At 69.0% G+C, this 22,854-nt stretch carries 22 protein-coding genes; 10 read left to right on the top strand and 12 right to left on the bottom strand.

The genetic code is table 11. The annotated features are described in order from the left end of the window. Nucleotides 1–129 precede the first annotated feature (129 nt). The 4 genes from coxB to WS51_RS27285 are packed head-to-tail and all read left to right on the top strand — an operon-like array spanning nucleotide 130 to nucleotide 5,849. A complete protein-coding gene (gene coxB, locus WS51_RS27300) occupies nucleotides 130–1,158 on the top strand; it encodes a cytochrome c oxidase subunit II (RefSeq protein ID WP_418219705.1) in 1,029 nt (342 codons plus the stop codon). 13 nt (nucleotides 1,159–1,171) lie between these two features. Next, on the top strand, nucleotides 1,172–3,811 hold the full coding sequence (gene ctaD, locus WS51_RS27295) for a cytochrome c oxidase subunit I (RefSeq protein WP_069230356.1): 2,640 nt from the start codon (nucleotides 1,172–1,174) through the stop codon (nucleotides 3,809–3,811). Then, a complete protein-coding gene (locus tag WS51_RS27290) occupies nucleotides 3,808–4,209 on the top strand; it encodes a hypothetical protein (protein ID WP_059452383.1) in 402 nt (133 codons plus the stop codon). Before ctaD ends, WS51_RS27290 begins: the two co-directional genes overlap by 4 nt. Next, nucleotides 4,200–5,849 (top strand): c-type cytochrome, encoded by a 1,650-nt coding sequence (locus tag WS51_RS27285; protein WP_069230108.1) that lies wholly within the window; start codon nucleotides 4,200–4,202, stop codon nucleotides 5,847–5,849. The genes WS51_RS27290 and WS51_RS27285 overlap by 10 nt, the downstream gene beginning before the upstream one ends. Before the next feature lie 35 nt (nucleotides 5,850–5,884). Here WS51_RS27285 and WS51_RS27280 read toward each other — a convergent pair whose 3' ends face one another. From WS51_RS27280 to WS51_RS27230, 10 genes are all read right to left on the bottom strand, one after another. Then, a complete protein-coding gene (locus tag WS51_RS27280; protein ID WP_059452506.1) occupies nucleotides 5,885–6,283 on the bottom strand; it encodes a RidA family protein in 399 nt (132 codons plus the stop codon). Between the two features lie 119 nt (nucleotides 6,284–6,402). Next, on the bottom strand, nucleotides 6,403–7,179 hold the full coding sequence (gene benD / locus WS51_RS27275) for a benzoate diol dehydrogenase BenD (RefSeq protein WP_059452381.1): 777 nt from the start codon (nucleotides 7,177–7,179) through the stop codon (nucleotides 6,403–6,405). Beyond that, a complete protein-coding gene (gene benC / locus WS51_RS27270; protein ID WP_059848837.1) occupies nucleotides 7,176–8,198 on the bottom strand; it encodes a benzoate 1,2-dioxygenase electron transfer component BenC in 1,023 nt (340 codons plus the stop codon). The genes benD and benC overlap by 4 nt, the downstream gene beginning before the upstream one ends. 41 nt (nucleotides 8,199–8,239) lie before the next feature. Beyond that, complete coding sequence (gene benB, locus WS51_RS27265) at nucleotides 8,240–8,728, bottom strand: benzoate 1,2-dioxygenase small subunit (RefSeq protein WP_044843430.1); 489 nt, start codon at nucleotides 8,726–8,728, stop codon at nucleotides 8,240–8,242. Next, nucleotides 8,725–10,083 carry a Rieske 2Fe-2S domain-containing protein gene (locus WS51_RS27260; protein ID WP_059542143.1) on the bottom strand — a complete coding sequence of 453 codons (1,359 nt, stop codon included), beginning with the start codon at nucleotides 10,081–10,083 and terminating at the stop codon, nucleotides 8,725–8,727. The genes benB and WS51_RS27260 overlap by 4 nt, the downstream gene beginning before the upstream one ends. A gap of 114 nt (nucleotides 10,084–10,197) precedes the next feature. Further along, nucleotides 10,198–11,133: a catechol 1,2-dioxygenase gene (catA, locus tag WS51_RS27255; protein ID WP_069230107.1), complete on the bottom strand. Its 936-nt coding sequence runs from the start codon at nucleotides 11,131–11,133 to the stop codon at nucleotides 10,198–10,200. A 73-nt stretch (nucleotides 11,134–11,206) separates the two neighbouring features. Next, a complete protein-coding gene (gene catC / locus WS51_RS27250) occupies nucleotides 11,207–11,497 on the bottom strand; it encodes a muconolactone Delta-isomerase (RefSeq protein ID WP_059848835.1) in 291 nt (96 codons plus the stop codon). A gap of 62 nt (nucleotides 11,498–11,559) precedes the next feature. Beyond that, nucleotides 11,560–12,696: a muconate/chloromuconate family cycloisomerase gene (locus tag WS51_RS27245; RefSeq protein ID WP_059452375.1), complete on the bottom strand. Its 1,137-nt coding sequence runs from the start codon at nucleotides 12,694–12,696 to the stop codon at nucleotides 11,560–11,562. Between the two features lie 373 nt (nucleotides 12,697–13,069). Further along, complete coding sequence (locus tag WS51_RS27240) at nucleotides 13,070–14,596, bottom strand: CYTH and CHAD domain-containing protein (protein WP_060297709.1); 1,527 nt, start codon at nucleotides 14,594–14,596, stop codon at nucleotides 13,070–13,072. A 327-nt stretch (nucleotides 14,597–14,923) separates the two neighbouring features. Next, nucleotides 14,924–16,108 carry a sugar transporter gene (locus WS51_RS27230; protein ID WP_059542149.1) on the bottom strand — a complete coding sequence of 395 codons (1,185 nt, stop codon included), beginning with the start codon at nucleotides 16,106–16,108 and terminating at the stop codon, nucleotides 14,924–14,926. Between the two features lie 216 nt (nucleotides 16,109–16,324). Between WS51_RS27230 and WS51_RS27225 the strand changes: the two genes are divergently transcribed. Further along, nucleotides 16,325–16,999, top strand: a complete 675-nt coding sequence (locus WS51_RS27225; RefSeq protein WP_059452371.1) for an HAD family hydrolase — start codon at nucleotides 16,325–16,327, stop codon at nucleotides 16,997–16,999. A gap of 12 nt (nucleotides 17,000–17,011) precedes the next feature. Here the strand turns inward: WS51_RS27225 and WS51_RS27220 are convergent, their stop codons facing one another. Beyond that, nucleotides 17,012–17,719, bottom strand: a complete 708-nt coding sequence (locus tag WS51_RS27220; RefSeq protein ID WP_059869041.1) for a succinate dehydrogenase/fumarate reductase iron-sulfur subunit — start codon at nucleotides 17,717–17,719, stop codon at nucleotides 17,012–17,014. 103 nt (nucleotides 17,720–17,822) lie between these two features. Beyond that, on the bottom strand, nucleotides 17,823–18,065 hold the full coding sequence (locus tag WS51_RS27215; protein ID WP_059452369.1) for a DUF6566 family protein: 243 nt from the start codon (nucleotides 18,063–18,065) through the stop codon (nucleotides 17,823–17,825). 179 nt (nucleotides 18,066–18,244) lie between these two features. Between WS51_RS27215 and WS51_RS27210 the strand changes: the two genes are divergently transcribed. The 5 genes from WS51_RS27210 to WS51_RS27190 are packed head-to-tail and all read left to right on the top strand — an operon-like array spanning nucleotide 18,245 to nucleotide 22,798. Beyond that, nucleotides 18,245–18,940, top strand: coding sequence for an MgtC/SapB family protein (locus WS51_RS27210; protein ID WP_059452368.1), 696 nt, complete (start codon nucleotides 18,245–18,247; stop codon nucleotides 18,938–18,940). Next, entirely contained in the window at nucleotides 18,937–19,275 is a 339-nt protein-coding gene (locus tag WS51_RS27205; protein WP_059452367.1) for a hypothetical protein, read from the top strand. The genes WS51_RS27210 and WS51_RS27205 overlap by 4 nt, the downstream gene beginning before the upstream one ends. Further along, nucleotides 19,272–21,491, top strand: coding sequence for a VTT domain-containing protein (locus WS51_RS27200; protein ID WP_069230106.1), 2,220 nt, complete (start codon nucleotides 19,272–19,274; stop codon nucleotides 21,489–21,491). Before WS51_RS27205 ends, WS51_RS27200 begins: the two co-directional genes overlap by 4 nt. After that, complete coding sequence (locus WS51_RS27195) at nucleotides 21,482–22,297, top strand: endonuclease/exonuclease/phosphatase family protein (RefSeq protein WP_059809646.1); 816 nt, start codon at nucleotides 21,482–21,484, stop codon at nucleotides 22,295–22,297. The genes WS51_RS27200 and WS51_RS27195 overlap by 10 nt, the downstream gene beginning before the upstream one ends. 12 nt (nucleotides 22,298–22,309) lie before the next feature. Further along, entirely contained in the window at nucleotides 22,310–22,798 is a 489-nt protein-coding gene (locus WS51_RS27190) for a phage protein NinX family protein (protein WP_059452364.1), read from the top strand. The last annotated feature ends 56 nt before the right edge of the window (nucleotides 22,799–22,854 follow it).

Raw genomic sequence — 22,854 nt, 5'->3', positions numbered from 1 at the left:
GCATGAGCGCGCAGCAGTCGCGATGCATGCACTGCACGCGCACGGAAATTGCTGCGGCGCGAACGGCTGTCGTCACGCCGCCGAATCCGGCAAGGAGCCGTGTTGCCCGTCCTGACGCTCATGAAAGCGATGAAAGCGCGCCGTATCGTTCGCACTGCCGCGAGTGCGTGCGTCGTCGCCCCGCTGGCCGCGCGCGCGGCCAGCGAACCCGACGCACCGGGCGGGTCGCTGCCGCTCGCTTACGTTGTGCATGCGGCGGGCCCGGCCGCGCGGCCGGTCTTCGTGCTCGGCTGGGCGCTGCTCGCGCTGTGCACGTTCGTGTGCATCGCGATCGCGGTGCTGCTGCTGATCGCGACCTTTCGCCGCCGCGCGCGCGCGGGCGGCGGCCACGACAGCGGCCTCGCGATCGTGACGGTCGGCTCCGCGATCTCGGTCGTGCTGCTGTTCGGCGCGCTCGTCTACATGCTGCGCGTGCTCGGCACCGTGGCCTTGCCGCCACGGCCGCCCGCGCTCACGATCGTCGTGACCGCGCACGACTGGTGGTGGGCCGTCCGCTATCCCGACGACGCGGGCGGCACCGCGTTCGTCACCGCGAACGAGATCCACATTCCGGTCGGCGAACCCGTGGCGGTCGAACTGAAAAGCGCGGACGTGATCCACGCGTTCTGGGTGCCGCAACTGGCCGGCAAGACGCAGACGATTCCCGGCCAGACGAATCATCAGTGGCTGCAAGCCGACCGGCCGGGCGTATACCGCGGTCAGTGCTCACAGTACTGCGGCGCGCAGCACGCGCACATGGCGTTCGAGGTCGTGGCCGAGCCGCCGGATGCGTTTCGCGCGTGGCTCGCCGCGCAACGGCAGCCGCCGCCGGCGCCCGCGGCCGGCGCCGAGCAACGCGGGCGGCATGTGTTCTCGATGCGCTGCGCGGGTTGCCACACGGTGCGCGGCACCGACGCGACCGGCGACGCGGGCCCCGACCTGTCGCATCTGGGGTCGCGCCGGCTGCTCGCGGCCGGCACGCTCGACAACACGCCCGACAACCTGCGGCGCTGGATCGCGCATGCGCAGCAGATCAAGCCGCAGACGCTGATGCCGTCGTTCGCGCTCGCGCCGCGCGACGCCGACGATCTCGCCGCCTATCTCGCAACGCTGCACTGAACGGAGGATGACGATGGCCGTAGCCCGCGACATGCCCGCTCCGCTCGACCGCGTGCCCGACCTCGGCGAAGCACCGCCGGGCTCCGCGCACGAGCGCGAACTGGCCGCGCTGTGGGAATCGGAACCCGGCTGGCGCGGCTGGCTCGGCACGGTGGACCACAAGCGCATCGGGCTGCGCTACATCGTCACCGCGTTCGCATTTCTGCTGCTCGGCGGCGTCGAGGCGCTCGTGATGCGCATCCAGCTCGCGCGGCCGAATGCGACCGTGCTCACGCCCGCGCAGTACGACTCGCTGTTCACGATGCACGGCGTCACGATGATCTTCCTGTACGCGCTGCCGGTGCTGTCCGGCTTCGCGAACTACCTGTGGCCGCTGATGCTCGGCTCGCGCGACATGGCCTTCCCGAGGCTGAACGCGTTCTCGTACTGGGTATTCCTGTTCGCCGGCCTGTTCCTGTATGCGAGCTTTCCGCTCGGCGCGGTGCCGGACGGCGGCTGGTTCAACTACGTGCCGCTCACGTCGCTCGATTACAGCGCCGGCGCGAACATCGACATCTATGCGCTCGGCATGATCCTGCTCGGCATCTCGACGACCGGCGGCGCCGCGAACTTCGTCGTCACGCTGCTGCGCATGCGTGCTCACGGGATGTCGATCGACCGGCTGCCGATCATCGTCTGGGGCACGCTCACCGCATCGGTCGCGAACCTCGTCGCGGTGCCGTCCGTGAGCCTCGCGTTCCTGCTGCTGTGGCTCGACCGCAATGCCGGCACGCACTTCTTCGACGTCGCGAACGGCGGGCGGCCGCTGTTGTGGCAGCACCTGTTCTGGATGTTCGCGCATCCGTGGGTCTACGTCGTCGTGCTGCCCGCGATGGGCATCGTGTCGGACGCGCTGCCGACCTTCTGCCGGCGGCCGCTCGTCGCATACGAAGCCGTCGCGGTATCGACGGTGGCGACGATGCTGATCGGCTTCGAGGTGTGGGTCCATCACATGTTCGCGACCGGCATCGCGCCGCTCGCGCTCGCGTTCTTCGGCGCGGCGAGCATGCTGATCTCGATCCCGAGCGCGGTCGCGGTGTTCGCGTGGCTCGCGACGATCTGGACCGGGCGCCCGGTGTTCCGCACGCCGTTCCTGTATTTCGCGGGCTTCGTGCTGATGTTCGTGATCGGCGGCGTATCGGGCGTGATGACGGCCGCGGTGCCGCTCGACTGGCAGCTGACCGATACGTATTTCGTCGTCGCGCACCTGCATTACGTGCTGCTCGGCATCAACGTGTTCCCGGTGCTGGGCGGTGTCACGTACTGGTTCCCGAAATTCACCGGGCGCATGATGAACGAGCGCCTCGGCCGGCTGACGTTCTGGGTCGTGCTGGTCGGCTTCAACCTCGGTTTCTTCCCGATGCACGTGTCCGGGCTGCTCGGGATGCCGCGCCGCATCTACACGTATCCATCCGGGATGGGCTGGGACACGTCGAACCTGCTGACGACGATCGGCTCGTTCGTGTTCGGCATCGGCATCGTGATGTTCGTCGTCAACGCGCTCGTCAGCGCTCGGCGCGGCGCGCGCGCCGACGACAATCCGTGGGGCGGCGCCGGGCTCGAATGGTCGGTCGCGTCGCCGACGCCCGTCTACAATTTCGCGGTGCTGCCGCTGGTCGCGTCGCGGCACCCGCTGTGGGAAACGCGCGAGGACCCGATGCGCACCAGCATGCGCGTGGGCTATCGGCTCGCGGACGGCCGAGAGGCGCTCGCGGTCACGCCGCTCGCGGCGACGCCCAGCGCGATCCTGAAGATGCCCGAGGACAGCTGCGTGCCGTTCTTGCTCGCGCTGCTCGCCACCGCCGTGTTCGCCGCCATGCTGGCACGCTCGCCGACGCTCGTGTGCGCGGCCGTCGCCGGTTGCGCGATCGGGACCGCCGTGTGGCTGTGGCCGCGCCGCACGCTCGGGCAACGTGCGCATCTGCCGGCCCGCGATGCCACGCAGGCGCCGCCGGCCGCCGCCGGCCCGCATCCGGACGAGCCGCGCTCGGCGAGTACGCCGTCCGGCGCGCCGGCCGCATGCGTCGAACCGCTGCCGGTCGGCAGTTGCGGCAAGCGCGCGGGCGGCTGGTGGGGTGTCGTCACGCTGATCGTGACCGAGGCCGGGTTGTTCGGCTACCTGCTGTTCTGCTATTTCTATCTGCAGTCGCAAACGACCGCGCCATGGCCGCCCGAAGGAATGCCGAAGATCGGGCTCGCGGCCGGCAACACCGCCGTGCTGCTGTCGAGCAGCGTGTTCGTCTGGCTCGCCGAGCGTGCGGTAAAGACCGGGCGGCAGCGGCGCGCGGTGGCCGCGCTCGCCGTCGCGCTGCTGCTCGGCGTCGCGTTCGCGCTCGTTCAGCTGCACGAGTGGCACGACCATCCATACGGACCGACCGCGCACCTGTACGGCAGCCTGTACTTCACGATCACCGGCTTCCACCTCGCGCACGTGGCGGCCGGTCTCGTCATTCTCGCGTTGCTCGCCGGATGGACCGCCGCCGGCTTCTTCGGCCCCGAACGGCGCGTCGCGCTCACGGTCGGCGGACTCTACTGGCACTTCGTCGACGTCGTATGGCTGTTCATCTTCACCGCGCTGTACGTATCGCCGTACTGGCTCAGGAGTCCCGGATGATCTTCGCACGACGCTCGTGGACGACATGGCTCGCGATCGCGGCCGGCCTGGTCGGCGCGCCCGCGCTGTGGTTCGCGCAGATGATGGCCTCCGAGACGCTCGCGTCGACCGCGTGCTATCCGCTCGGCGTCGCGCAGGCCGCGCCGCGCTGGGCGCACGTGGGCGTGTGGCTCGCGCTGATCGCCGCCTGTGCGTTCGCGCTGGCGACGGCGTTCGCCGCGTGGGTCGTACGCACGTGGCAACGCGGGCATGACCCCAACGTGCAGGCCGCGACGCGCGACGACAGCACGCGCTTCCTCGCGCGCTGCGGGATGCTCGCCGCGCTCGGATTCGTGATCGGTCTCGTGTTCACCGGGATCGTCACTGCTTTCGTCGGACCGTGCAGCCCATGGCGTTGATCTCGTTCGCTTCGCGTGTTTCGTTCGCCGCGCACGTCGCCCGGCGCTGCCGCCGCGCGAGCGTCGCGTTCGCCGTGTGCGCCGCGCTGTGCGCATGCGACATGCAGCAGGACGACCGCGCGGCGTCTGCCGGCGATGCGGCCGATGCCGCGTCGGCGACCGAGGCGCCCGAGCCGGCGTCGGGCTGGCGTTTCGTGCGGATACGCGCTGCGTCGACCGATGCCGGCGCGTCGATGTCGGCCCGCGTGAACCGCGATCCTCGGCTCGCGCAGCGACATGACGCGGCCGCCGCGCCGGCTGCGGCTGCGGCTGCGGCTGCGTCGTCGGACGCCGGGCCGGCTTCATCGGCTTCGTCCCCGGCACCTGCGGCATCTGCTTCGTCCGTATCGGCGGCTTCCGCCGGCCGTCGCCCCGTCGTTGCCGCCGCGGCCGCGAGCGCCGATGCCGCGACGATCGCGCGCGGCCGCTATCTCGCGCTCGCCGGCGACTGCGCCGCGTGCCACGACGCAGCCGACCACACGCCGTATGCCGGCGGCCAGCCGGTGAATTCGCCGTTCGGACCGATCTATGCGCCGAACATCACGCCGGACAAGACACACGGGATCGGCAACGACACGCTGCGGCAGTTCGACGATGCGGTGCGGCGCGGAATCAGCGCCGACGGCAGCCGACTGTATCCGGCGATGCCCTACCCGTCGTTCGCGCGCCTGTCGGACGACGACGTGCGCGCGTTGTATGCGTACTTCATGCGTGGCGTAGCTCCGTCCGCGAACGCGGCAAAGCTCACGCAGCTCCCGTTTCCGTTCAACCAGCGCTGGGCGCTCGGACTATGGAGCCTCGCGTTCGGCAATCGCGAGCGCTTCGTGCCGCAACCGTCGCAATCGTCGGAATGGAATCGCGGCGCGTATCTCGTGCAGGGGCTCGGCCATTGCGGCGCCTGTCATACGCCGCGCGGCCCGGCCTACAACGAGCGCGGCTACGACGAACGCAGCCCCGCGTTCCTCACCGGCGGTGTCAACGATCACTGGTTCGCACCGAACCTGACCGGCGCGCAGGCGGACGGCCTCGGCCGCTGGACTACCGACGACCTCGTCGCGTTCCTGCGCAGCGGCCACGCGGCGCGCGGCGCGGTGTTCGGCGCGATGGCGCCGGTCGTCGCCGAAAGCACTGCACTGTTGACGGATTCGGATCGCCATGCGATCGCCGTGTACCTCAAGTCGTTGCCCGCGCAACCGACTGCGGCGGCGAATCCGCTCGGGATCGGCGTTCCGCGGCTCACTGCGGCGGGGCCGCGCCCCGAGGGCGGCCAGCAACCGCCGGGGGCCGGCGTCTATGCGGGATTCTGTGCGCGCTGCCACGGTGCCGCAGGCGCGGGCGTGCCCGATCGCGGGCCGCCGCTCGCGGGCAATTCGGCCGTGCTCGCGGCCGATCCGACCAGCGCGATCCGGATCGTCGTCGAAGGCGCGCGGCCGGCGCCCGGCACGCACGGGCCCGTGCAACGGATGCCCGCAATGCGCGGCACGCTGACGAGCGGCGAAATCGCCGCGGTGGTCAGTTATGTGCGCGGCGCGTGGGGCAATCGCGCCGCGCCGGTATCGGAGCAGGACGTGAGGCGGTTGCGGGCGGCGATCCATCGGTGAGCCGCCACGTCGTCGCCGCATGCCGGCGTCGCGTATCAGCGCGCCAGCACCGCGACCGCCTTGATTTCGACGATGTAACCGGGCGAGCCACCGAGCATGTGCGCGCCGACCGCCGTCCACGCCGGACGCGGATGCGCATGGAAATAGCGGTCGCGCACCTGCATGAACAACGGCAGGTCGCGCATGTCGGTATGAAAGCTCGTCAGGTCGACGACGTCGTCGAGCGATGCGCCGGCCGCCTCGAGCACGCGCTTGAGGTTCTCGAACGCCTGCACGATCTGCGCGTCGCGGTCTTCCACCAGTTGCATCGCCGCGTCGCGGCCGATCTGGCCGGACACGTACACGGTGTCGCCCACCTTGATCGCCGGCGCATAGCCGATTTTTTCGTACACGGCTTCCATGCCTGCCGGGATGATCGCTTCGCGATTGCGCATGAGTGTCTCCGTGGCCGCGCGTTGCGCGCCGGCCGGTTGTTGGATGGTCGTCGCGCGCACGTGATCCGACCGGTGCGCGCGCATGTCAGAAGCAGCAAGCGAATCGGCTGACGTGCCGCTCAGCCCGTATCGCCGCCCGCGACCGGCAGCACCGTGCCGGTGATGTAGCTCGCCTCGTCCGACGCAAGGAACAGGATCGGCGCAATCTGTTCGTCGAGCGTGCCGTAACGCTTGAAGAACGTCGAATCGGTCACCTGCCGTACCGCTTCGGCCATCCACGCCTGTTCCTGCGCTGTGTCGCCGGCCGCATTGCGCGGCACGCGGCGCGGCGGCGCCGTGGTGCCGCCCGGTGCGGTCGCGACCACGCGGATGCCGTGCTCCGCGTATTCCATCGCGAGCGCGGCCGTCAGCGCATTGACGCCGCCTTTGGCGGCCGAATACGGCACGCGACGAATGCCGCGCGTCGCGTTCGACGACACGTTGACGATCGTGCCGCCCCCGCCCGCCAGCAGATGCGGCAGCACCGCGTGGCAGCTGTAGAGCGTCGGCATCAGCGAGCGGCGGATTTCCGCGTCGATCTGCTCGGGTTCGAACTCGGCGAACGGCCGCATCCGGATCGCGCCGCCGACGCCGTTGATCAGCACGTCGATCCGGCCGAACGTCGCGACCGCGCACGCCATCGCCGCGCGTGCGCCGTCGTAGGTTTCGAGATCCGCGACGAAGCCGGCCGTGTTGCCGCCCGGCGCCTCGGCCGCGACCTCCGCGACGAAGTCCGCGCGATCGACGAACAGCACACGGCCGCCCTCCGCCGCCGCGCGCAGCGCGACGCCGCGGCCGATGCCCTGTGCCGCGCCGGTGACGACCACGACCTTTCCGGAGAATCGTTGCATGATCATGCCGCCTTCGCCGTGACGTTCGGGGTGAACTTCTCGTAGTGGAAGCTGTTGGGCTTCACGCCTGCGTCGTCGAAATACTGGCGCACCGCGTCGACCATCGGCGGCGGCCCGCACAGGTAGACGTCCACGTCGCCGTCGTTGAGCGCATCGGCCGGAATATGCTGCGTGACCCAGCCCTTGCGCGGATGGCTCGATGCCGCATCGGCGACGACGGTCGCGAAGCTGAAGTTCGGCAGCTTCGCCGCATACGCTTCGATCGCGTCGACCAGCACCAGGTCGAGATCGCGCGTCACGCCGTAGATCAGGTGCACCTTCTGCTGCGAGCCGCTGCGCGCGAGCACTTCCAGCATCGACAGGAATGGCGCGAGACCCGTGCCGCCCGCGAAGAACAGCAGCGGCCGTGCGACGTCGCGCAGGTAGAAGCTGCCGAGCGGCCCGTTCAGTTCGAGCGTGTCGCCGGGCTTCGCGGATTCGAGCCACGTGCTCATCACGCCGCCGGGAATCTTCTTGATCAGGAATCCGACCTTCGTGTCGCCCGGCGCGGACGAGAACGAATACGACCGGTGCTGGCCGCTGCCCGGCACGCCGATGTTCACGTACTGGCCGGGCAGGAAGGCCGGCGCGGCCGCATCGACGTCCAGTTCGAGCACGATCGCCGCATCGTTGTGCGGCTCGACCTTCGTCACGGTCGCGGCAAACGCGCTGTGGCCGGTCTTGCATGCGACGGACGACGTCGGCACCGCGATCACGCAATCGCTTTGCGGCACCATCTGGCACGTCAGCACGAGGCCGCCGTCCTTCTCGTCCTCGGTGAGCGCGTCGTCGATGTAATCGTCGCCGAGGTCGTAGCTGCCGCTTTCCGCGCGGCACTTGCAGGTGCCGCACACGCCGTCGGAACAGTCCATCGGCAGGTTGATCTTCGCGCGGAACGCGGCGTCGAGCACCTTCTCGCCGGCCTTGCAGTCGATGAAGCGGGTGACCCCGTCCTCGAAGTTCAGTGCAATCTTGTAGGTGGACATGACATCGTCTCCCTGTGTTACGTATCGAATCGATCGGGGCGTCAGACGTGGTACACGTCGAGCACCTGCCGGATATAGTCGTTCTTCAGCACGATCTTCTTGTTCGAGATCAGCAGCGCGTCGCCCACCTGGCGCAGCGTGACGAACATCGTCCCGAAGAAGTGATCGGTCACGCGGTAGCGGTGGTTCAGCGTGTGGAAGTTGTAGCGCACGTCCACCTCGCCGTCGCGCTCGGCCAGCACCTCGACGTTCGTCACGTTGTGGCTGGTACGCGGCTCGGGCGTCGACGCGCCGCTGCGCTCGGTCTTGATCCGGAACACGCGATCCTCGAGGCCGCCGCGATCCGCGTAGTACATCAGCGAGATCTGGCTGTGCGGATCGTCGGTCGGCCGGTCGTCGTCGTCCCACGCGGGCATCCAGTACGTGACGTCTTCCGTGTAGCAGGTCAGCCACGCGTCCCACTCGCGGTCGTCGAGCAGGCGCGCTTCGCGATACAGCGCCGCGCAGATGGTCCGGTAATCGATGTTCATGCCTCTACCTCCCCACGTTCCTTCTTCAGTGCATCGCGCATCACGTGCACCCAGTATTCGTGCTGGCACACGAACAGCCCTTCGTCCTCGCTGCGCTCGCCCGACATGCGCGGGTTCAGTCCCATTTTTTTCGCGTTCTCGTCCGGCCCGTCGATCCAAAGCGGCGCGCCGCGCGACAGGTCGTTCCACATCGCCGTGATGCCCGCATAGCCGGCCTGGCACGCGCGGAACTCCTCGAGGTCGTCGGCGGTGCCCATGCCGGTCACGTTGAAGAAATCCTCGTACTGGCGAATGCGCGTCGCGCGGTCGGCCGCGCTCTCGCCCTTCGGCGCGAAACAGAAGATGCTGACTTCGGTCCTGTCGACGCCGAGCGGACGCACGACGCGGATCTGCGTGCTGAACTGGTCCATCAGGAACACGTTCGGATACACGCAGAGATTGCGCGTCTGGTTCACGATGAAGTCGGCCTGCACGTCGCCGACGCGCGCCTTGATCTCGTCGCGGTGCTGGTACACCGGCCGCACCTCGGGGTTCATCGTCTTGGTCCACAGCAGGATGTGCCCGTGGTCGAAGCCGTACACGCCGGCGACCGACTTGCTCCAGCTGTTCGCATCGACGGCCTTGGTGCCGTCTTCCTTGCGGCGGCCCATCGTCGCCGCGTAGTTCCAGTGCACGGTGCTCACGTGATAGCCGTCGCAGCCGTTCTCCATCTGCATCTTCCAGTTGCCTTCGTAGATGTACGAGGAGTTGCCGCGCAGCACTTCGAGGCCGTTCGGCGCCTGGTCGACGATCTGGTCGATGATCACGCGCGCCTCGCCGAGATACTCGTCGAGCGGCAGCACGTCGTCGCTGAGGCTGCCGAACAGGAAGCCGCGATAGTTCTCGAAGCGCGCGACCTTCTTCAGGTCGTGCGAGCCGTGCGTGTTGAACTGCACCGGATACTCGGTCGTCTTCTCGTCCTTCACCTTCAGCAGCTTGCCGGTGTTCGAGAAGGTCCAGCCGTGGAACGGGCACGTGAAACTGCCCTTGTTGCCGTGCTTGCGGCGGCACAGCATCGCGCCCTTGTGCGCGCAGGCATTGATCACCGCGTGCAGCTCGCCGGCCTTGTCGCGCGTGATGACGATCGGCTGGCGGCCGATCCACGTCGTGTAGTAATCGTTGTTGTTCGGGATCTGGCTTTCATGTGCGAGATATACCCAGTTGCGCTCGAAGATGTGCTTCATCTCGAGCTCGAAGAGCGCCTCGTTGGTGAAGATGTCGCGGCGGCAGCGGAAGACGCCGGCCTCCTTGTCGTCCTGCACGGCGGTGGCGAGCAGGTGGTCCAGTTCGGTGGTGTGGTCGATCGTGGCGGACATGTTGGTTCCTCCAGTGCGCGTGCCGGCTCCTGCAAGCACGCTCGCATCGGTATCGATTGAATCTCGCGGGTAGCCGGCCGGCGGCGCTGACCGCGCCGCCGTGCCGTCGGGCGGTTATGCCGTGGCGGAAGCGCGCAGGCGTTCGACGATCTGGTTGTCCTTGCCCTCGACGCGCGGCGTCAGGACGAAGTTGAACTCGATGTCCTGGTATGCGTCCGCCTTCAGCCCGAGCGCGGCGCCGCCGGTCTTGCGGGTGACGGGCGGAATCAGCTCTTCGCGCGTCGCATACGCGAAGTCGTCCCAGATCAGCGGGTCGCCGTCGATGTTGAACTGCGTCGTGAGCTTGCGGTGGCCGTCGCTGGTCACGAAGAAGTGCACGTGCGCCGGGCGGTTGCCGTGGCGGCCGAGGCGGTCGAGCAGTTGCTGCGTCGCGCCCTGCGGCGGGCAGCCGTAGCCGACCGGCATCAGCGTGCGGAATTCGTACTTGCCGTCCGCGCCCGTCCTCACCGCGCCGCGCAGGTTGAAGTCGCTCTGCGTGCCGGTCGGGTCGAAGTGCGAGTAGAAGCCGTGCGAGTTCGCGTGCCAGCATTCGACCAGCGCGCCGGCAACCGGCTTGCCGTCGAGGCCGGTGACCGTGCCATGGATCACGAGCGGGCCAGCTCCTTCATCCGCATCGACGTCGATCTTCGCGACGCCGTCGCGAACCGGCGCGCCGCCGACATACAGCGGGCCTTCGATCGTGCGCGGCGTGCCGCCGTCGAGGCCGAGCACCTCGTCCTCGGCGTCCATCCGGATGTCGAGATACTTCTCGAGGCCGAGGCCGGCCGCGAGCAGCGCCGCCTCGCCGTCCTGGCCGAGCTTGTTCAGGTAGTTCACGCCGGCCCACACTTCGTCGGGCGTGATGTCGAGGTCGTCGATCGCCTTGAACAGGTCGCCGAGCAGCCGCAGCACGACCTGCTGCGTGCGCGCGTTGCCGCCATTGCCGCCCGCGTTCGACGCGGCCTTCAGCAGATCCTGCACTTCCTTGGTTTCGAATACTTTGACGCTCATGATGGTGTCTCCACGTGTATTTTGGGGAAAGGTGACCCGGTGCCCGCCGTTGCAGCAGCGGCGGCTCCGTGGCTCAAACGTCGCCGTCGTGTATCGACGACGGGTGGCGACACAACGGCGTCACCGAAATCTTCATGTACGGGAACAGCGGCAAGCCGGTCAGGATCTCGTGCAGCTCGGCGTTGCCGGACACGTCGAACACGCTGTAGTTCGCGTATTCGCCGGCGATGCGCCAGATGTGGCGCCACTTGCCGCTGTGCTGCAGCGCCTGCGAATACGCCTTTTCGCGGGTCTTGATCTCGTCGGTCACGCCGGCCGGCATGTCGGCCGGCAGGTTGACGTCCATGCGTACGTGGAAAAGCATCGTGATGTCCTGTGCGTGATCGTGTTATTGCGGGTTATTGCGCGCTGTCGCGGGTCAGCGGGTCAGCGCGACACTTTCGTCAGCCCGTCGCGGGTGAAGCGTGCGACCTTCGCTTCGTCGAGTTCGATGCCGAGGCCCGGTCCGCTCGGCACGGTCAGTTCGAAATCGCTGTAGTCGAGCGGGGTCGCGAGAATCTCTTCGGTAATCAGTAGCGGTCCGAACAGTTCGGTGCCCCACTGCAGATTCGCGAAGCTCGCGAACAGATGCGCGGACGCAACCGTGCTGAACGCGCCTTCGAGCATCGTACCGCCGTACAGCTCGATGCCGGCCGCATCCGCGATCGCCGCGACGCGCTGCGCGGCGAACAGGCCGCCGCTCTGCTCGATCTTGATCGCGAACACGTCCGCGCCGTGATGCTTCGCGATCTCGAACGCGCTGTCCGGGCCTTGCAGGATTTCGTCGGCCATCAGCGCAACCGGAAAGCGGCGCATCAGGCGCGCGAGCGCCGCGGCCGACGCGACCGGCTGCTCGACGAGTTCGCAGCCGGCATCGGCGAGCGCCGGAATCGCGCGCGCGGCCTGCGTTTCGCTCCACGCCATGTTCACGTCGACGCGCACCGAGGCGCGCTCGCCGACCGCCCGCTTGATCTCGGCCACGTGCCGGATGTCCGCGTCGAGCGCCTTCGCGCCGATCTTCAGCTTGAACACGTTGTGGCGGCGCAGCTCCAGCATGCGCTCCGCTTCGGCGATGTCGGTCGCCGTGTTGCCCGAGGCGAGCGTCCATGCGACCGGCAGGCGATCGCGCCTGCGCCCGCCGAGCAGCTCGCTGACCGGCACGCCGATGCGCTTGCCGTGCGCATCGAGCAGCGCGGTTTCAAGCGCGCTCTTCGCGAAGTGATTGACCTTCGCGAGCTTGCCGAGGAACGCCATCAGCGCCTGGATGCGCGTCGCATCCTTGCCGATGACGGCCGGTGCGAGGTAAGCGTCGATCGCGAGCTTCATCGCTTCCGGGCTTTCCGGGCCATAGGCCATCCCGGCGATCGTGGTGCCTTCGCCCGTGCCCGTCACGCCGTCGCTGCAGGTCACCTTCACCAGCATCAGCGTCTGGCCGTGCATCGTGGCGACCGACAGCTTGTGCGGACGGATCGTCGGCAGGTCGACGAGGCGGGTTTCAATGCGTTCGATGGTGACTGGGGACATGGGGCACGCTGCGTGTGGGGAGTTCATGGAACGGATTTATACGCGGCGCGGAAATGGACCGTCCAATACTTTTGGTCTCGCTTTTTCATACCTGACAGGTATTGAAATCGGCTGTAGATAGCGAAATATTGCAGTGCGCCATACCAATTTTGTCTGGTTTGCACCGCCGGAAGGCTTGATGGGAGGCGCGGGACGGGTTTCGGCGCGCCGCATCGCGAACGGGGAGCGACGGGCCGGCCGGCGGTTGGCGACGTCGGCGGAAATCGACGTCCGGGCCGGGTGGATCAGGGTTTTCCTGATGGGCAGGCGGTGTGGCCGGCCGCCCATCTTCCGCGCGAACGCGCCACGATCCGGCCACGTCCCCGCGGCCCGGTCAGTGCGGCGGCGAAAGACGCCTGAAGCGCTTCCACAGCGTCTGCAACGTCCGATGATCGGCAGCCACGCGGGCGTTCAGAAAGCCGCGCGCAAAGGCCGCGCCCGGCGCGGCGGCGGGCGACGTGCGAGGCAGCGCCTTCAGAAGCCGGTCCGCGACGACGGCATCGTTGCGCCAGCCTAGATCGTCCTGAAGCGCGGTCAGCGCGCCGACGTATGACTTGACGGCCCGTTTGGAACAGAGTGACGCGAAGAATTCGGTCGCGTATCGGACTTTCTTCGCGGCGATGCGGGCACGGTGACGACGGTGATCGTCGAGATCGGCCAGGCCCTTGCCGCGTTTGATCAGCTTGCGGTGCCGCCGACGCAGCACATCGACGGCAAACTCCGTCGCCGGCCGATCGATCGCCTCGCGCTGCGCGTCGGACATCCCGTCTCGCCAGCCTCGTCGGCTCACCCACGACGCGAGTTGCAACGCGAGCCGCGTGTAGCGGACCGACTCGACCGCCTCGGCCGCGCGCTGCCGGTTCCTGACCGCGATCTGCTCGCACGCGTCGCGGGCCGCACGAACGTCGTCGGGATGGCCGTTCGCGCCGGCCTGTTCGAGCGTGGATCCCGCAAGCACCTCCCAGTCCCGCGCGGTGCCCAATTCGGACGCGATCCAGCGCAGTTCGTCGTCAAGGCCCGGAATCGCGGGAATCACCTTCTCGAACAGGTCGAGGGCGGAACGCAAGCGCCGCAGCCCGACGCGCATCTGATGGACGCATGACGGATCGTGCCCCGACGCGACGCCTCGTTCGTTCGCATTGATCTGGTCCAGACAGTTGCTCGCGATGCGGCGAAATGCGTCTTCGATCGAATCGCGCTTCTTCAGTCGCACCGGTCGCGCCTTGACTGCCGGTCGGTGCTCGCCGACGAGCAGCCCGTAGCCGAGATCGGCCTTGCTGTCGCGATCGATCCGCAACGGCACGACGTCGAGCAATGCCCGCGCGACGCCGTACAGGCTTTCCGGCTCACCGTGCTTCAGCTCCAGTTCGACGGCGGCGATCGGGACCGAGCCCGGCTCCGCGTCGACGGTGCCCTTGTCGAGCGCGACCTCGAGTTCATCGCCGGACGGCAAGCGCAGCGGAACCACCGAGCGCCTGATCCGCGTGACGAATACGGGCTTGAGCTGGCTGGCCGTGGCCGCATCGCGCACGAGCCTGCCGCAGTCGCTGTCCTCGGGGATGCACGCCTGCAGCGGCTCGAGATCGGGAACGTCGCCATCGACCGGCATTTCGAACTCGTCCCTGTCGAACAGCCCGGCCTGCGCCGCTCCTTCCAGCTTCAACGTCTGAATCCTGCCGTCGCCGCTCGCGCGCACCCGCAGCGACGCGCCGCACCGGTGAAAGGCCAGCGCGGGCGTATCGAAGTAGGTGCTCGTCAGCTGTTGCGACGTGCCGGCGCGCCCGGCTTGCGCGAGCAACGGCGCGTGACGCAGCCTGTCGAGGTCCTTTGCGGAGATCCGCAGTTTCAACTCGCGTTCCATACCGCCTCCGAAGTGCGTATCCATCGTGCTGGCTACGCCGGATCGGCCGGGCTGCCGGCCATGCGCGCGACGGGAACGGCCATCGCGAAGGATCCGGTCGCGCACGTCGGCGCCGTTCCGGGCGAACGGCAACATGGCCGCGCGGCCACGTCATGGACGAACCGGCACGAACGCGCAAGGCGGCGCATGTCGCGTGCCTGCGCGCCGGACGGCATCGGTCACGGGTTGAAGGCGTCGAGGCGATCGGTCACGGTTTGAAGGCGCCGACGTGTCGCATCAAGGAGTCGGCGACCTTGCGGCAGCCGCGCGGCCGACAGCGACGGCGGACTACGCCACCGCCCGTCGCTCATGCAGCCGCAACGCGGCCCATGCGATGCCGGCGGAGACGATCCCGACCACCCCGCCGAACGTGCCGATCCACGGCAGGCCGAAATCCCCGGCGATATGGTTGCCGAGCAGCGCGCCGGCACCGATGCCGACGTTGTACAGCCCGGAAAAGATCGACACCGCGAGATCGGTCGCCTCGGGCGCGAGCTTCAGCACCCAGGCCTGCATCGCGAGCCCGAAGCAGACGATCGCGCCGCCCCACACCAGCGTGTGCACCGACAGCGTGACGATATTCAGCGCGCTCGGGAACAGGATCAGCAGACACGCCGACAGCGCGATGATCGATGCGAGCAGGAAATCGGCCGGCCGCTCCGGAAATACGCGGTTGAAACAGATGGCGGCCGGCAAGCCGGCGACGCCGAACAGGATCAGCACGTAGGTAATCCGGCTGCTGCTCGCATGATTGACGCTCTGCACGAACGGCTCGATGTACGTGTACGACGTGAAATGCGCGGACACGACCAGCACGGTGATCGCGTACAACGACACCAGCGCCGGCTTCCTGAGAAACATGCCGATGCTGGACAGCGATCCGGCGCCCTGGCTGGGCAACGCCGGCAGCGTCACGCGCAGCATCAGCAGCGCGACGGCCGCCGCGCCGCCGATCACGAGGAACGTCACGCGCCAGCCGAGCGCCTCGCCGATCACGCGCCCGAGCGGAATGCCGGCGACCATCGCGATCGCCGAGCCCATCGCGAGCAGGCTCAACGCGCGGCTTTTGCGGTCGCTTGGCGCAAGGCGCACGGCCAGCGGAACGGAAATCGACCAGAACACCGCATGCGCGCACGCGATGCCGAGCCGGCCGATCATCAGCACCGTGAAATTCCACGCGACGCCGGTGACGACGTGGCTGCCGATGAACACCAGCAGCGCGCCGCTCAGCAGCTTGCGGCGCTCGACGTGGCGCGTGACGAACGTGAGCGGCAGCGACACGACGGCAACGGCCCACGCATAGATCGTCAGCATCAGGCCGACGTCGGTCGGCTGCATCCGCAGGCTGTCGCCGATCGCGCTCAACAGCGCGACGGGCACGAATTCGGTGGTGTTGAAGATGAAGGCAGTGAGTGCCAGGGCCACGACGCCCCACCACGACTGTTCGGAACTGACGGCGTCCGGAGTTGCCATACGGGAATTCGACGAGGGTTGGAGGCGCGTGCGGCGCGGGCAGCCTGCCCGGCGCATCGGCGCCCGGCACATCGGCGCGATTGTACCAGCGGCAAATGACACGCCGGTGCCGGCCGCGGCGCCGGGATATGGCGATGACACGGCCGTGCGCCGATAATGCGTCGAAGGACTTTTCGCGGACGATTCGCCCGAACCTCATCGGGCCAGGAGATTCACATGCGCATTGAAACGTCGTTTCTGTTCGATCTCGACGGCACGCTTGTCGACAGCGTCTACCAGCACGTGCTCGCATGGAAGGAAGCGCTCGATGCCGAGGGCATCGAGCTGTCGGTGTGGCGCATCCACCGCAAGATCGGGATGAGCGGCGGCCTGTTCCTGAACCAGCTGCTGCGCGAGACGGCCGGCGACATCGATGCCGAGCGCGTCGAGCGGCTCGCGCGACTGCACGCCGCCGCTTACCAGCGGCTGCGCGCGCAGGTCCGGCCGCTGCCCGGCGCGCGCGAGCTGCTGGCCGCGCTGTCGAACGCGGGCATCCGCTGGGCGATCGCGACCAGCGGGCGGATGGAAACCGCGGCGATCAACCTGGAAGCGCTCGGCGTCGATCCGGCGAAGCAGGTGGTCGTCACGCGCGACCAGGTCAAGTATGCGAAGCCGGACCCCGATCTGTTCGTCACGGCCGCCGCGAAGCTGAACGTGCCGATCGAGCACACGGTGGTGGTCGGCGACAGCATCTGGGACATGCTCGCCGCGAGCCGCTGCCGCGCGCTGGGCGTCGGCTTGCTGTCGGGCGGCTACGGCAGCGACGAGCTGGAACGCGCGGGCGCGCTGCGCGTGTACGACGATCCGGCGGACCTTTTGTGGCACCTCGACGAGATCGCGGCGCGGCCGTGATGCGCGACGGCGCTACACGGTCCGCCTGACGAGCATCGCGCGGATCTCCGAGATCGCCTTGGTCGGATTGAGCCCTTTCGGGCACACGTCCGTGCAGTTCATGATCGTGCGGCAGCGGAACAGCCGATACGGGTCCTCGAGATCGTCGAGCCGCTGGGCCGTCGCGAGATCGCGCGAATCGGCGATGAACCGGTACGCCTGCAGCAGGCCGGCGGGCCCGACGAACTTGTCCGGGTTCCACCAGTAGCTCGGGCACGACGTCGAGCAACACGCGCACAGGATGCATTCGTACAGCCCGTCGAGCTGATCGCGCTCCTCGGGCGACTGCAGCCGTTCGCGCTCCGGCGGCATCGTATCGTTGATCAGGTACGGGCGGATCGAATGGTACTGGTTGAAGAAATCCGTCATGTCGACGATCAGGTCGCGCACCACGGGCAATCCCGGCAGCGGTCGCAGCACGATTTCGCGCGGTAGCGTCTTCATGTTGGTCAGGCACGCCAGGCCGTTCTTGCCGTTGATGTTCATCGCGTCCGAGCCGCAGATGCCCTCGCGGCACGAGCGTCGATACGACAGCGTCTCGTCCTCGCGCTTCACGCGGCCGAGCACGTCGAGCAGCATCCGGTCGTCGGGCGCCACGTCGATGTCGTAACGCTGCATGTACGGCGCGGTGTCGCGGTCGGGATCGTAGCGGTAGATCTGAAGGGTGCGCGGATCGTTCATGGGTCCTCCCGGCGCGGCGCCGGCGTGCGTTCAGGCAATGCGCGAGCCGCGCGCAAGCGCCATGCCGGCCGGCCCGCGCGCGGTCGACCCGCGCGCCGCCGCGTCAATCGTCGTCGACGCGCTTGTCGACCAGATAGCGTCCGCGCTCGACGCCCGCGCGTAGCGCCTCGTCCTCGGTCAGCCATTCGGGGCCGACCGGCTCCGGCACATACAACTCGATGCGCGCGCCATCCACGTACACCTGCACTTCGTCGGCCCATGCGCCGCGTTCGTTGCGCCGCGCCCATACGCGGATCTCGTGGCCGCGATACGGGTCGCGGACCTGTGCGTCCTGTTGATGTTGCATCCTGGCCCCCTGTGCTTATCTGCGATGGCGATGCAAAAAATGCGCGCCGCATGATCGCCGCGCGCGCCGTCGGCCCTGCGCGCACGAGGCGTGCCCGCTATCCGGGAATCCGGCACGCACCTTGCATCCTCCTTGCGCATCGAACGCTCCGGAACACCGGACAAAAAAAGGAGGCCACGATGATCGGCCATGTCGAACTCCTCGGACGCCTGCTGCTCGCCGCCCTGCTCGGCAGCGTGATCGGGCTCGAACGCGAACGGCTCAACTGGGCCGCCGGCCTGCGCACGCACATGCTGGTGTGCGTCGGCTCGGCGCTCGTGATGCTCGTCTCCACCTTCGGCTTCGAAGACGTACGCGGACAGAACGGCGTCGTGCTCGATCCGTCGCGGGTCGCCGCACAGGTGGTGTCGGGCATCGGCTTTCTCGGCGCCGGCTCGATCCTGCTGCGCGGCGAGGTCGTGCGCGGGCTGACGACGGCCGCGAGCCTGTGGGCGGTGGCCGGCGTCGGTCTCGCGGCGGGCGGCGGCATGTACGTCGCGTCGATCGGCGCGACGGCGATCGTGCTCGCGATCCTCGCGGGCGTGAAGCCGATCGAGCGCCGCTTCATCGCGCAGCGCCAACAGCGCACGCTGCGGCTGGTCGTCGAGCGCGGCGGCCTCACGCTCGGCACGCTGCACGACACGCTCGGCACCGGCCGCGTGCGCGTGAAACGGTTCATCGTCCAGCAGTCCGACGACGATCCGGACACCGACGACATCTCGGTGTCGTTCTCCCGCACGAGCGGCGCGGAATTTGCGGCGATCTGCGAGGCGCTGCAGGGCATCGCCGGCGTGCGAACCTGCAGGCCCGACACCTCGTCAAGGAGTTTCGTGTGACCCAGACCGAATTGCTCTCCTACCTCGTGACGAGCCAGCTGACCGCACGCATGCGCGGCGGTACATGGCTCACTACCGGCCAGGTGGTCGGCGCGCTGCGCGCATGGCTCGCGTGCCATCACGTCGAATGCGGCTGGCTCGACCGGATCCGGATCGCGGCCGCGTCCACCACGATCGCGCAAGGCATCTACGAGATCGCGGCCGCGTACGGCGATCCCGACAGCGGCGAACGCATCCGGATCGACGCCGATTCGCCGGAACTGCGGGCGCTGCGCGCGCGTTGCGACGCGCTGCTGCAACGCATCGACGGCGAGCCGGGGGGCGATGCCCGATGATCGTGCCGGACCGCATGCCGCGCGCCGCATTCGCGACGGCGGGCCCCGACGGCGCATTGGCCGATCCCTCGCACACGAACGAGCCGGCAAGACACGGGCTGCTCGAATGCGGGCGCAACTGCGACACGATCCGCGATGCGGACCGCTTCGCGATGCTGGTGGACGGCGACGCATATTTCGCGACGCTGCGCGCCGCACTGCGGCGCGCGCGCCACACCGTGTTCATCGTCGGATGGGACGTCGACAGCCAGATGCGGCTGTCGCCTGCCGGCGCCGACGACGGCCTGCCCGACACGCTCGCCGCCTTCCTCCACGCGCTCGCGACCGCGCGGCACAACCTGCGCATCTACGTGCTCGCGTGGGACTTCGCGATGATCTACGCGCTGGAGCGCGACTGGCCGCCCGTCTATCGGGCCGCGTGGCGCGCGCATCGCGGCATTCGCTTTCGCCTCGACGACACGCATCCGCGCGGCGCGTCGCATCACCAGAAGCTCGTGGTGATCGACGACCGTCTCGCGTTCGTCGGCGGGCTCGACCTGACGCGCGCACGCTGGGACACGCCCGCGCACGCGGCCGACGATCCGCGCCGCCGCAACGCACAGGGGATGCCGTACGCGCCGTTTCACGACGTGCAGGCGATGTTCGACGGCGACGCGGCCGCCGCGATCGGCGAGCAGGCACGCTCGCGCTGGTTCAACGCGTGCGGACGCCGGATCGCGATCCGCGCGCGGCGGCATCTCGAGCGTGACGAGGACGTCGACCCGTGGCCGCCCGACGCGCGCGTCGACCTGCGCGACGTGCGGCTCGGCATTGCGTACACGGCGCCGCGTCACCGCGACCGCGAGCCGGTGCGTCAGGTGCGCGCGCTCGTCGAGGACGCGATCCGCGCCGCGCGGCGCCACCTGTACATCGAAAACCAGTATCTCACCGCGACGGTGGTGCGCGAGACACTGTCCGCGCGGCTGGCCGACGTCGACGGGCCGGACGTGACGGTCGTCGCGCCGCGCGTGCAGAGCGGCTGGCTGCAGGAAGCGACGATGGGCGTGCTGCGCGCGCGGCTGCACGCCACGCTCAAGTCCGCCGACCGCTTCGACCGCTACCGGCTGCTGTATCCGCACGTCGACGGCCTCGGCGATGCGTGCGTGAACGTGCACAGCAAGATCCAGATCGTCGACGACGAATGCATCGTGATCGGCAGCGCGAACCTGAACAACCGGTCGATGGTGCTCGACACCGAATGCTGCATCGCGCTCGTCGCGGCCGGCGAGCCACGCATCCGTGCCGCGATCGCGGGGATGCGCGACCGCCTGCTGGCCGAACATCTCGGCACGACGCCGGAGGCCGTCGCCGCCGCGCTCGCGCAAGCCGGACGGCCCAACGCCGCGCTCGACCGGTTGCGCGCGAAACCGGGCCGCACGTTGCGCACGCTCGACCCGGTCGTGACGCCGCAACTCGACGCGCTGGTGCCGGTCAGCGCACGGCTCGACCCCGAGCAGCCGATCGAGCCGGACCGGTTCGTCCGCGAATTCGTGCCGCACGAACAGCACCGCTCGCTGACCGCGCGCTTCTTCGTGCTCGGCGCGGCCGTGCTGCTGATCGCGGCACTCGCGCTCGCGTGGCGCTTCTCGCCGCTCGGCAAGGCGCTGAACGTCGCGTCGCTCGCGCAAGCGGCCACCCACGCCGCGCAACTGCCGGGCGCACCCGCGCTGCTGCTGGCCGGTTACGTGGTCGCGGCAACGCTGTCGGTGCCGATCACGCTGCTGATCACCGTCACGGGCCTCGTGTTCGGCGCGTGGCCGGGTTTCGCGTATGCGTCCGCCGGCACGATGGTGGCCGCCGCCGCGACCTACGGAATCGGCCGCTGGCTCGGCCGCGACGCGGTGCGCCGGCTCGCCGGCGCGCGCGCGAACCGGCTCAGCGAGCACATCGGCCGGCGCGGCGTGATCGCGATGGCCGTGCTGCGCCTGCTGCCGGTCGCGCCGTTCACCATCGTGAACCTCGTTGCCGGCGCATCGCACATCGGCCTGCGCGACTTCCTGGTCGGCACCGCGATCGGCATGCTGCCCGGCGTCGTGCTGACCGTCACGTTCGCGCACCAGCTGACCGCCGCATTCAGCCATCCCGGGCCCCGCGCGTTCGCGTGGCTCGCGGCGATCGGCGTCGTATTGGTCGGGGTGTCGGTGCTGCTCGTCAGGGTGCTGCGACGATGGCGCTGAGCCGGCAGCCGGCCCCGCCGCCGGACATCGTCGCGTCGGACGGCCCGCCCGCCGCCGCGCCGGGCGGGCGCGACCTGCGGATCGCGACGTACAACATCCGCGGCGGCTACGGCGCATGGCCCGCGCGCGCGGCCGACCGGATCGCGGCGGTCATCCACGAGCTCGACGCGGACGTGGTCGCGCTGCAGGAGGTGCCGCTCGGCGGAACGCGTGCGCCCGACGTGCTCGCGCACCTGCGCGACGCGACCGGCATGCACGCGGTGGCCGGGCCGACCATCGACACGCCGGAGCGCCGCTACGGCAATGCCGTGCTGTCGCGCTGCCCGATCCGCGCGGCACGCACGCTCGACCTGTCGTTCCATCAGCGCGAACCGCGCGGCGCGCTCGACGCGGACATCGACTGCGGCGCGGGCACGCTGCGCGTGGTCGCGACCCATCTCGGGCTGTCGGCAAACGAGCGCAGCGCGCAGGTCCAGCGGCTGCTGGCCGCGTTCGACACCGGCACGATGCCGGTGATCCTGATGGGCGACATCAACGAATGGTTCGTGCGCGGCCGCGCGCTGCAGACGCTGGTCACGCGGTTTCGCCGCGCGCCGGCGCCGCGCACGTTCCCGACGCTGTACCCGGTGTTCTCGCTCGATCGGATCTGGATCCATCCGGGCGAATTGCTGATCGACGTGAACGTGCATCGCAGCATCCTGGCCCGGCGCGCATCGGATCACTACCCGCTCGTGGCGCGAATGCGTGTCGCTTCGCCGCCTGGCACGCCGCTTGCGCACGCGTCGCACCGCGTTGACGAATCCTGACGGAGCCTGCCCATGCGAACCGACGAACTCGCCGGAACCGCCCTCGACTACTGGTGCGCGCGCGCATTGTGCGCAGACGACGAAGACACGCTGTGCTTCACGGCCGTCGACCCGCAGCTGATCGTGACCGCCGCGTGCGATGCGTTGCGGCGCCTCGACGCGCATTTCGCGCCGTCCACGTCGTGGGCCGACGCGGGCGCCGTGCTCGATCGCGTCGGCGACTTGCGGATCGCGCGGCGCGGCGACGGCGTCGAATGCGACGCATGCTTCATCGACGGCCCGTCGACCTGCGCGGCGCGCGCGCCCGACGTGCGCACCGCGCTGCTGCGCGCATTCGTGCGGGCGCGCTTCGGCGACGATGTCGACGCCCCGCCATCGTTCGCGCACCGGATCGAGCGCGGCGCGCCCGTGCGTTACGACCCCGGCGTGCCGCTTCCCGAATCGGACGACGATCCGGCCGTCGGCGAAAGCTCGGACATCCGCTCGATTCCGCGCATGTGACGGAGGGCGTGCCGCCGGCTACGCCGCGCGCATGCTCCAGCGGCCGTACAGCGTTC

Source organism: Burkholderia territorii (assembly GCF_001718335.1).
Classification (GTDB): Bacteria; Pseudomonadota; Gammaproteobacteria; order Burkholderiales; family Burkholderiaceae; genus Burkholderia; species Burkholderia territorii.
Note: the sequence above shows the minus strand (reverse complement) of the source record. Positions and strands in the feature narration are given on the sequence as shown.

Bases quoted from the DNA above. Each gene is read 5' to 3' on its own strand.
- WS51_RS27200 (WP_069230106.1), top strand. From the start codon at position 19,272: ATGATCGTGCCGGACCGCATGCCGCGCGCCGCATTCGCGACGGCGGGC.
- WS51_RS27280 (WP_059452506.1), bottom strand. From the start codon at position 6,283: ATGCGCAATCGCGAAGCGATCATCCCGGCAGGCATGGAAGCCGTGTAC.
- WS51_RS27245 (WP_059452375.1), bottom strand. From the start codon at position 12,696: ATGTCCCCAGTCACCATCGAACGCATTGAAACCCGCCTCGTCGACCTG.
- coxB (WP_418219705.1), top strand. From the start codon at position 130: ATGAAAGCGCGCCGTATCGTTCGCACTGCCGCGAGTGCGTGCGTCGTC.
- WS51_RS27195 (WP_059809646.1), top strand. From the start codon at position 21,482: ATGGCGCTGAGCCGGCAGCCGGCCCCGCCGCCGGACATCGTCGCGTCG.
- WS51_RS27220 (WP_059869041.1), bottom strand. From the start codon at position 17,719: ATGAACGATCCGCGCACCCTTCAGATCTACCGCTACGATCCCGACCGC.
- WS51_RS27290 (WP_059452383.1), top strand. From the start codon at position 3,808: ATGATCTTCGCACGACGCTCGTGGACGACATGGCTCGCGATCGCGGCC.
- WS51_RS27190 (WP_059452364.1), top strand. From the start codon at position 22,310: ATGCGAACCGACGAACTCGCCGGAACCGCCCTCGACTACTGGTGCGCG.
- WS51_RS27215 (WP_059452369.1), bottom strand. From the start codon at position 18,065: ATGCAACATCAACAGGACGCACAGGTCCGCGACCCGTATCGCGGCCAC.
- catA (WP_069230107.1), bottom strand. From the start codon at position 11,133: ATGAGCGTCAAAGTATTCGAAACCAAGGAAGTGCAGGATCTGCTGAAG.
- WS51_RS27260 (WP_059542143.1), bottom strand. From the start codon at position 10,083: ATGTCCGCCACGATCGACCACACCACCGAACTGGACCACCTGCTCGCC.
- ctaD (WP_069230356.1), top strand. From the start codon at position 1,172: ATGGCCGTAGCCCGCGACATGCCCGCTCCGCTCGACCGCGTGCCCGAC.
- WS51_RS27285 (WP_069230108.1), top strand. From the start codon at position 4,200: ATGGCGTTGATCTCGTTCGCTTCGCGTGTTTCGTTCGCCGCGCACGTC.
- benB (WP_044843430.1), bottom strand. From the start codon at position 8,728: ATGAACATCGATTACCGGACCATCTGCGCGGCGCTGTATCGCGAAGCG.
- benD (WP_059452381.1), bottom strand. From the start codon at position 7,179: ATGATCATGCAACGATTCTCCGGAAAGGTCGTGGTCGTCACCGGCGCG.
- catC (WP_059848835.1), bottom strand. From the start codon at position 11,497: ATGCTTTTCCACGTACGCATGGACGTCAACCTGCCGGCCGACATGCCG.
- WS51_RS27210 (WP_059452368.1), top strand. From the start codon at position 18,245: ATGATCGGCCATGTCGAACTCCTCGGACGCCTGCTGCTCGCCGCCCTG.
- WS51_RS27240 (WP_060297709.1), bottom strand. From the start codon at position 14,596: ATGGAACGCGAGTTGAAACTGCGGATCTCCGCAAAGGACCTCGACAGG.
- WS51_RS27225 (WP_059452371.1), top strand. From the start codon at position 16,325: ATGCGCATTGAAACGTCGTTTCTGTTCGATCTCGACGGCACGCTTGTC.
- WS51_RS27230 (WP_059542149.1), bottom strand. From the start codon at position 16,108: ATGGCAACTCCGGACGCCGTCAGTTCCGAACAGTCGTGGTGGGGCGTC.
- benC (WP_059848837.1), bottom strand. From the start codon at position 8,198: ATGTCCACCTACAAGATTGCACTGAACTTCGAGGACGGGGTCACCCGC.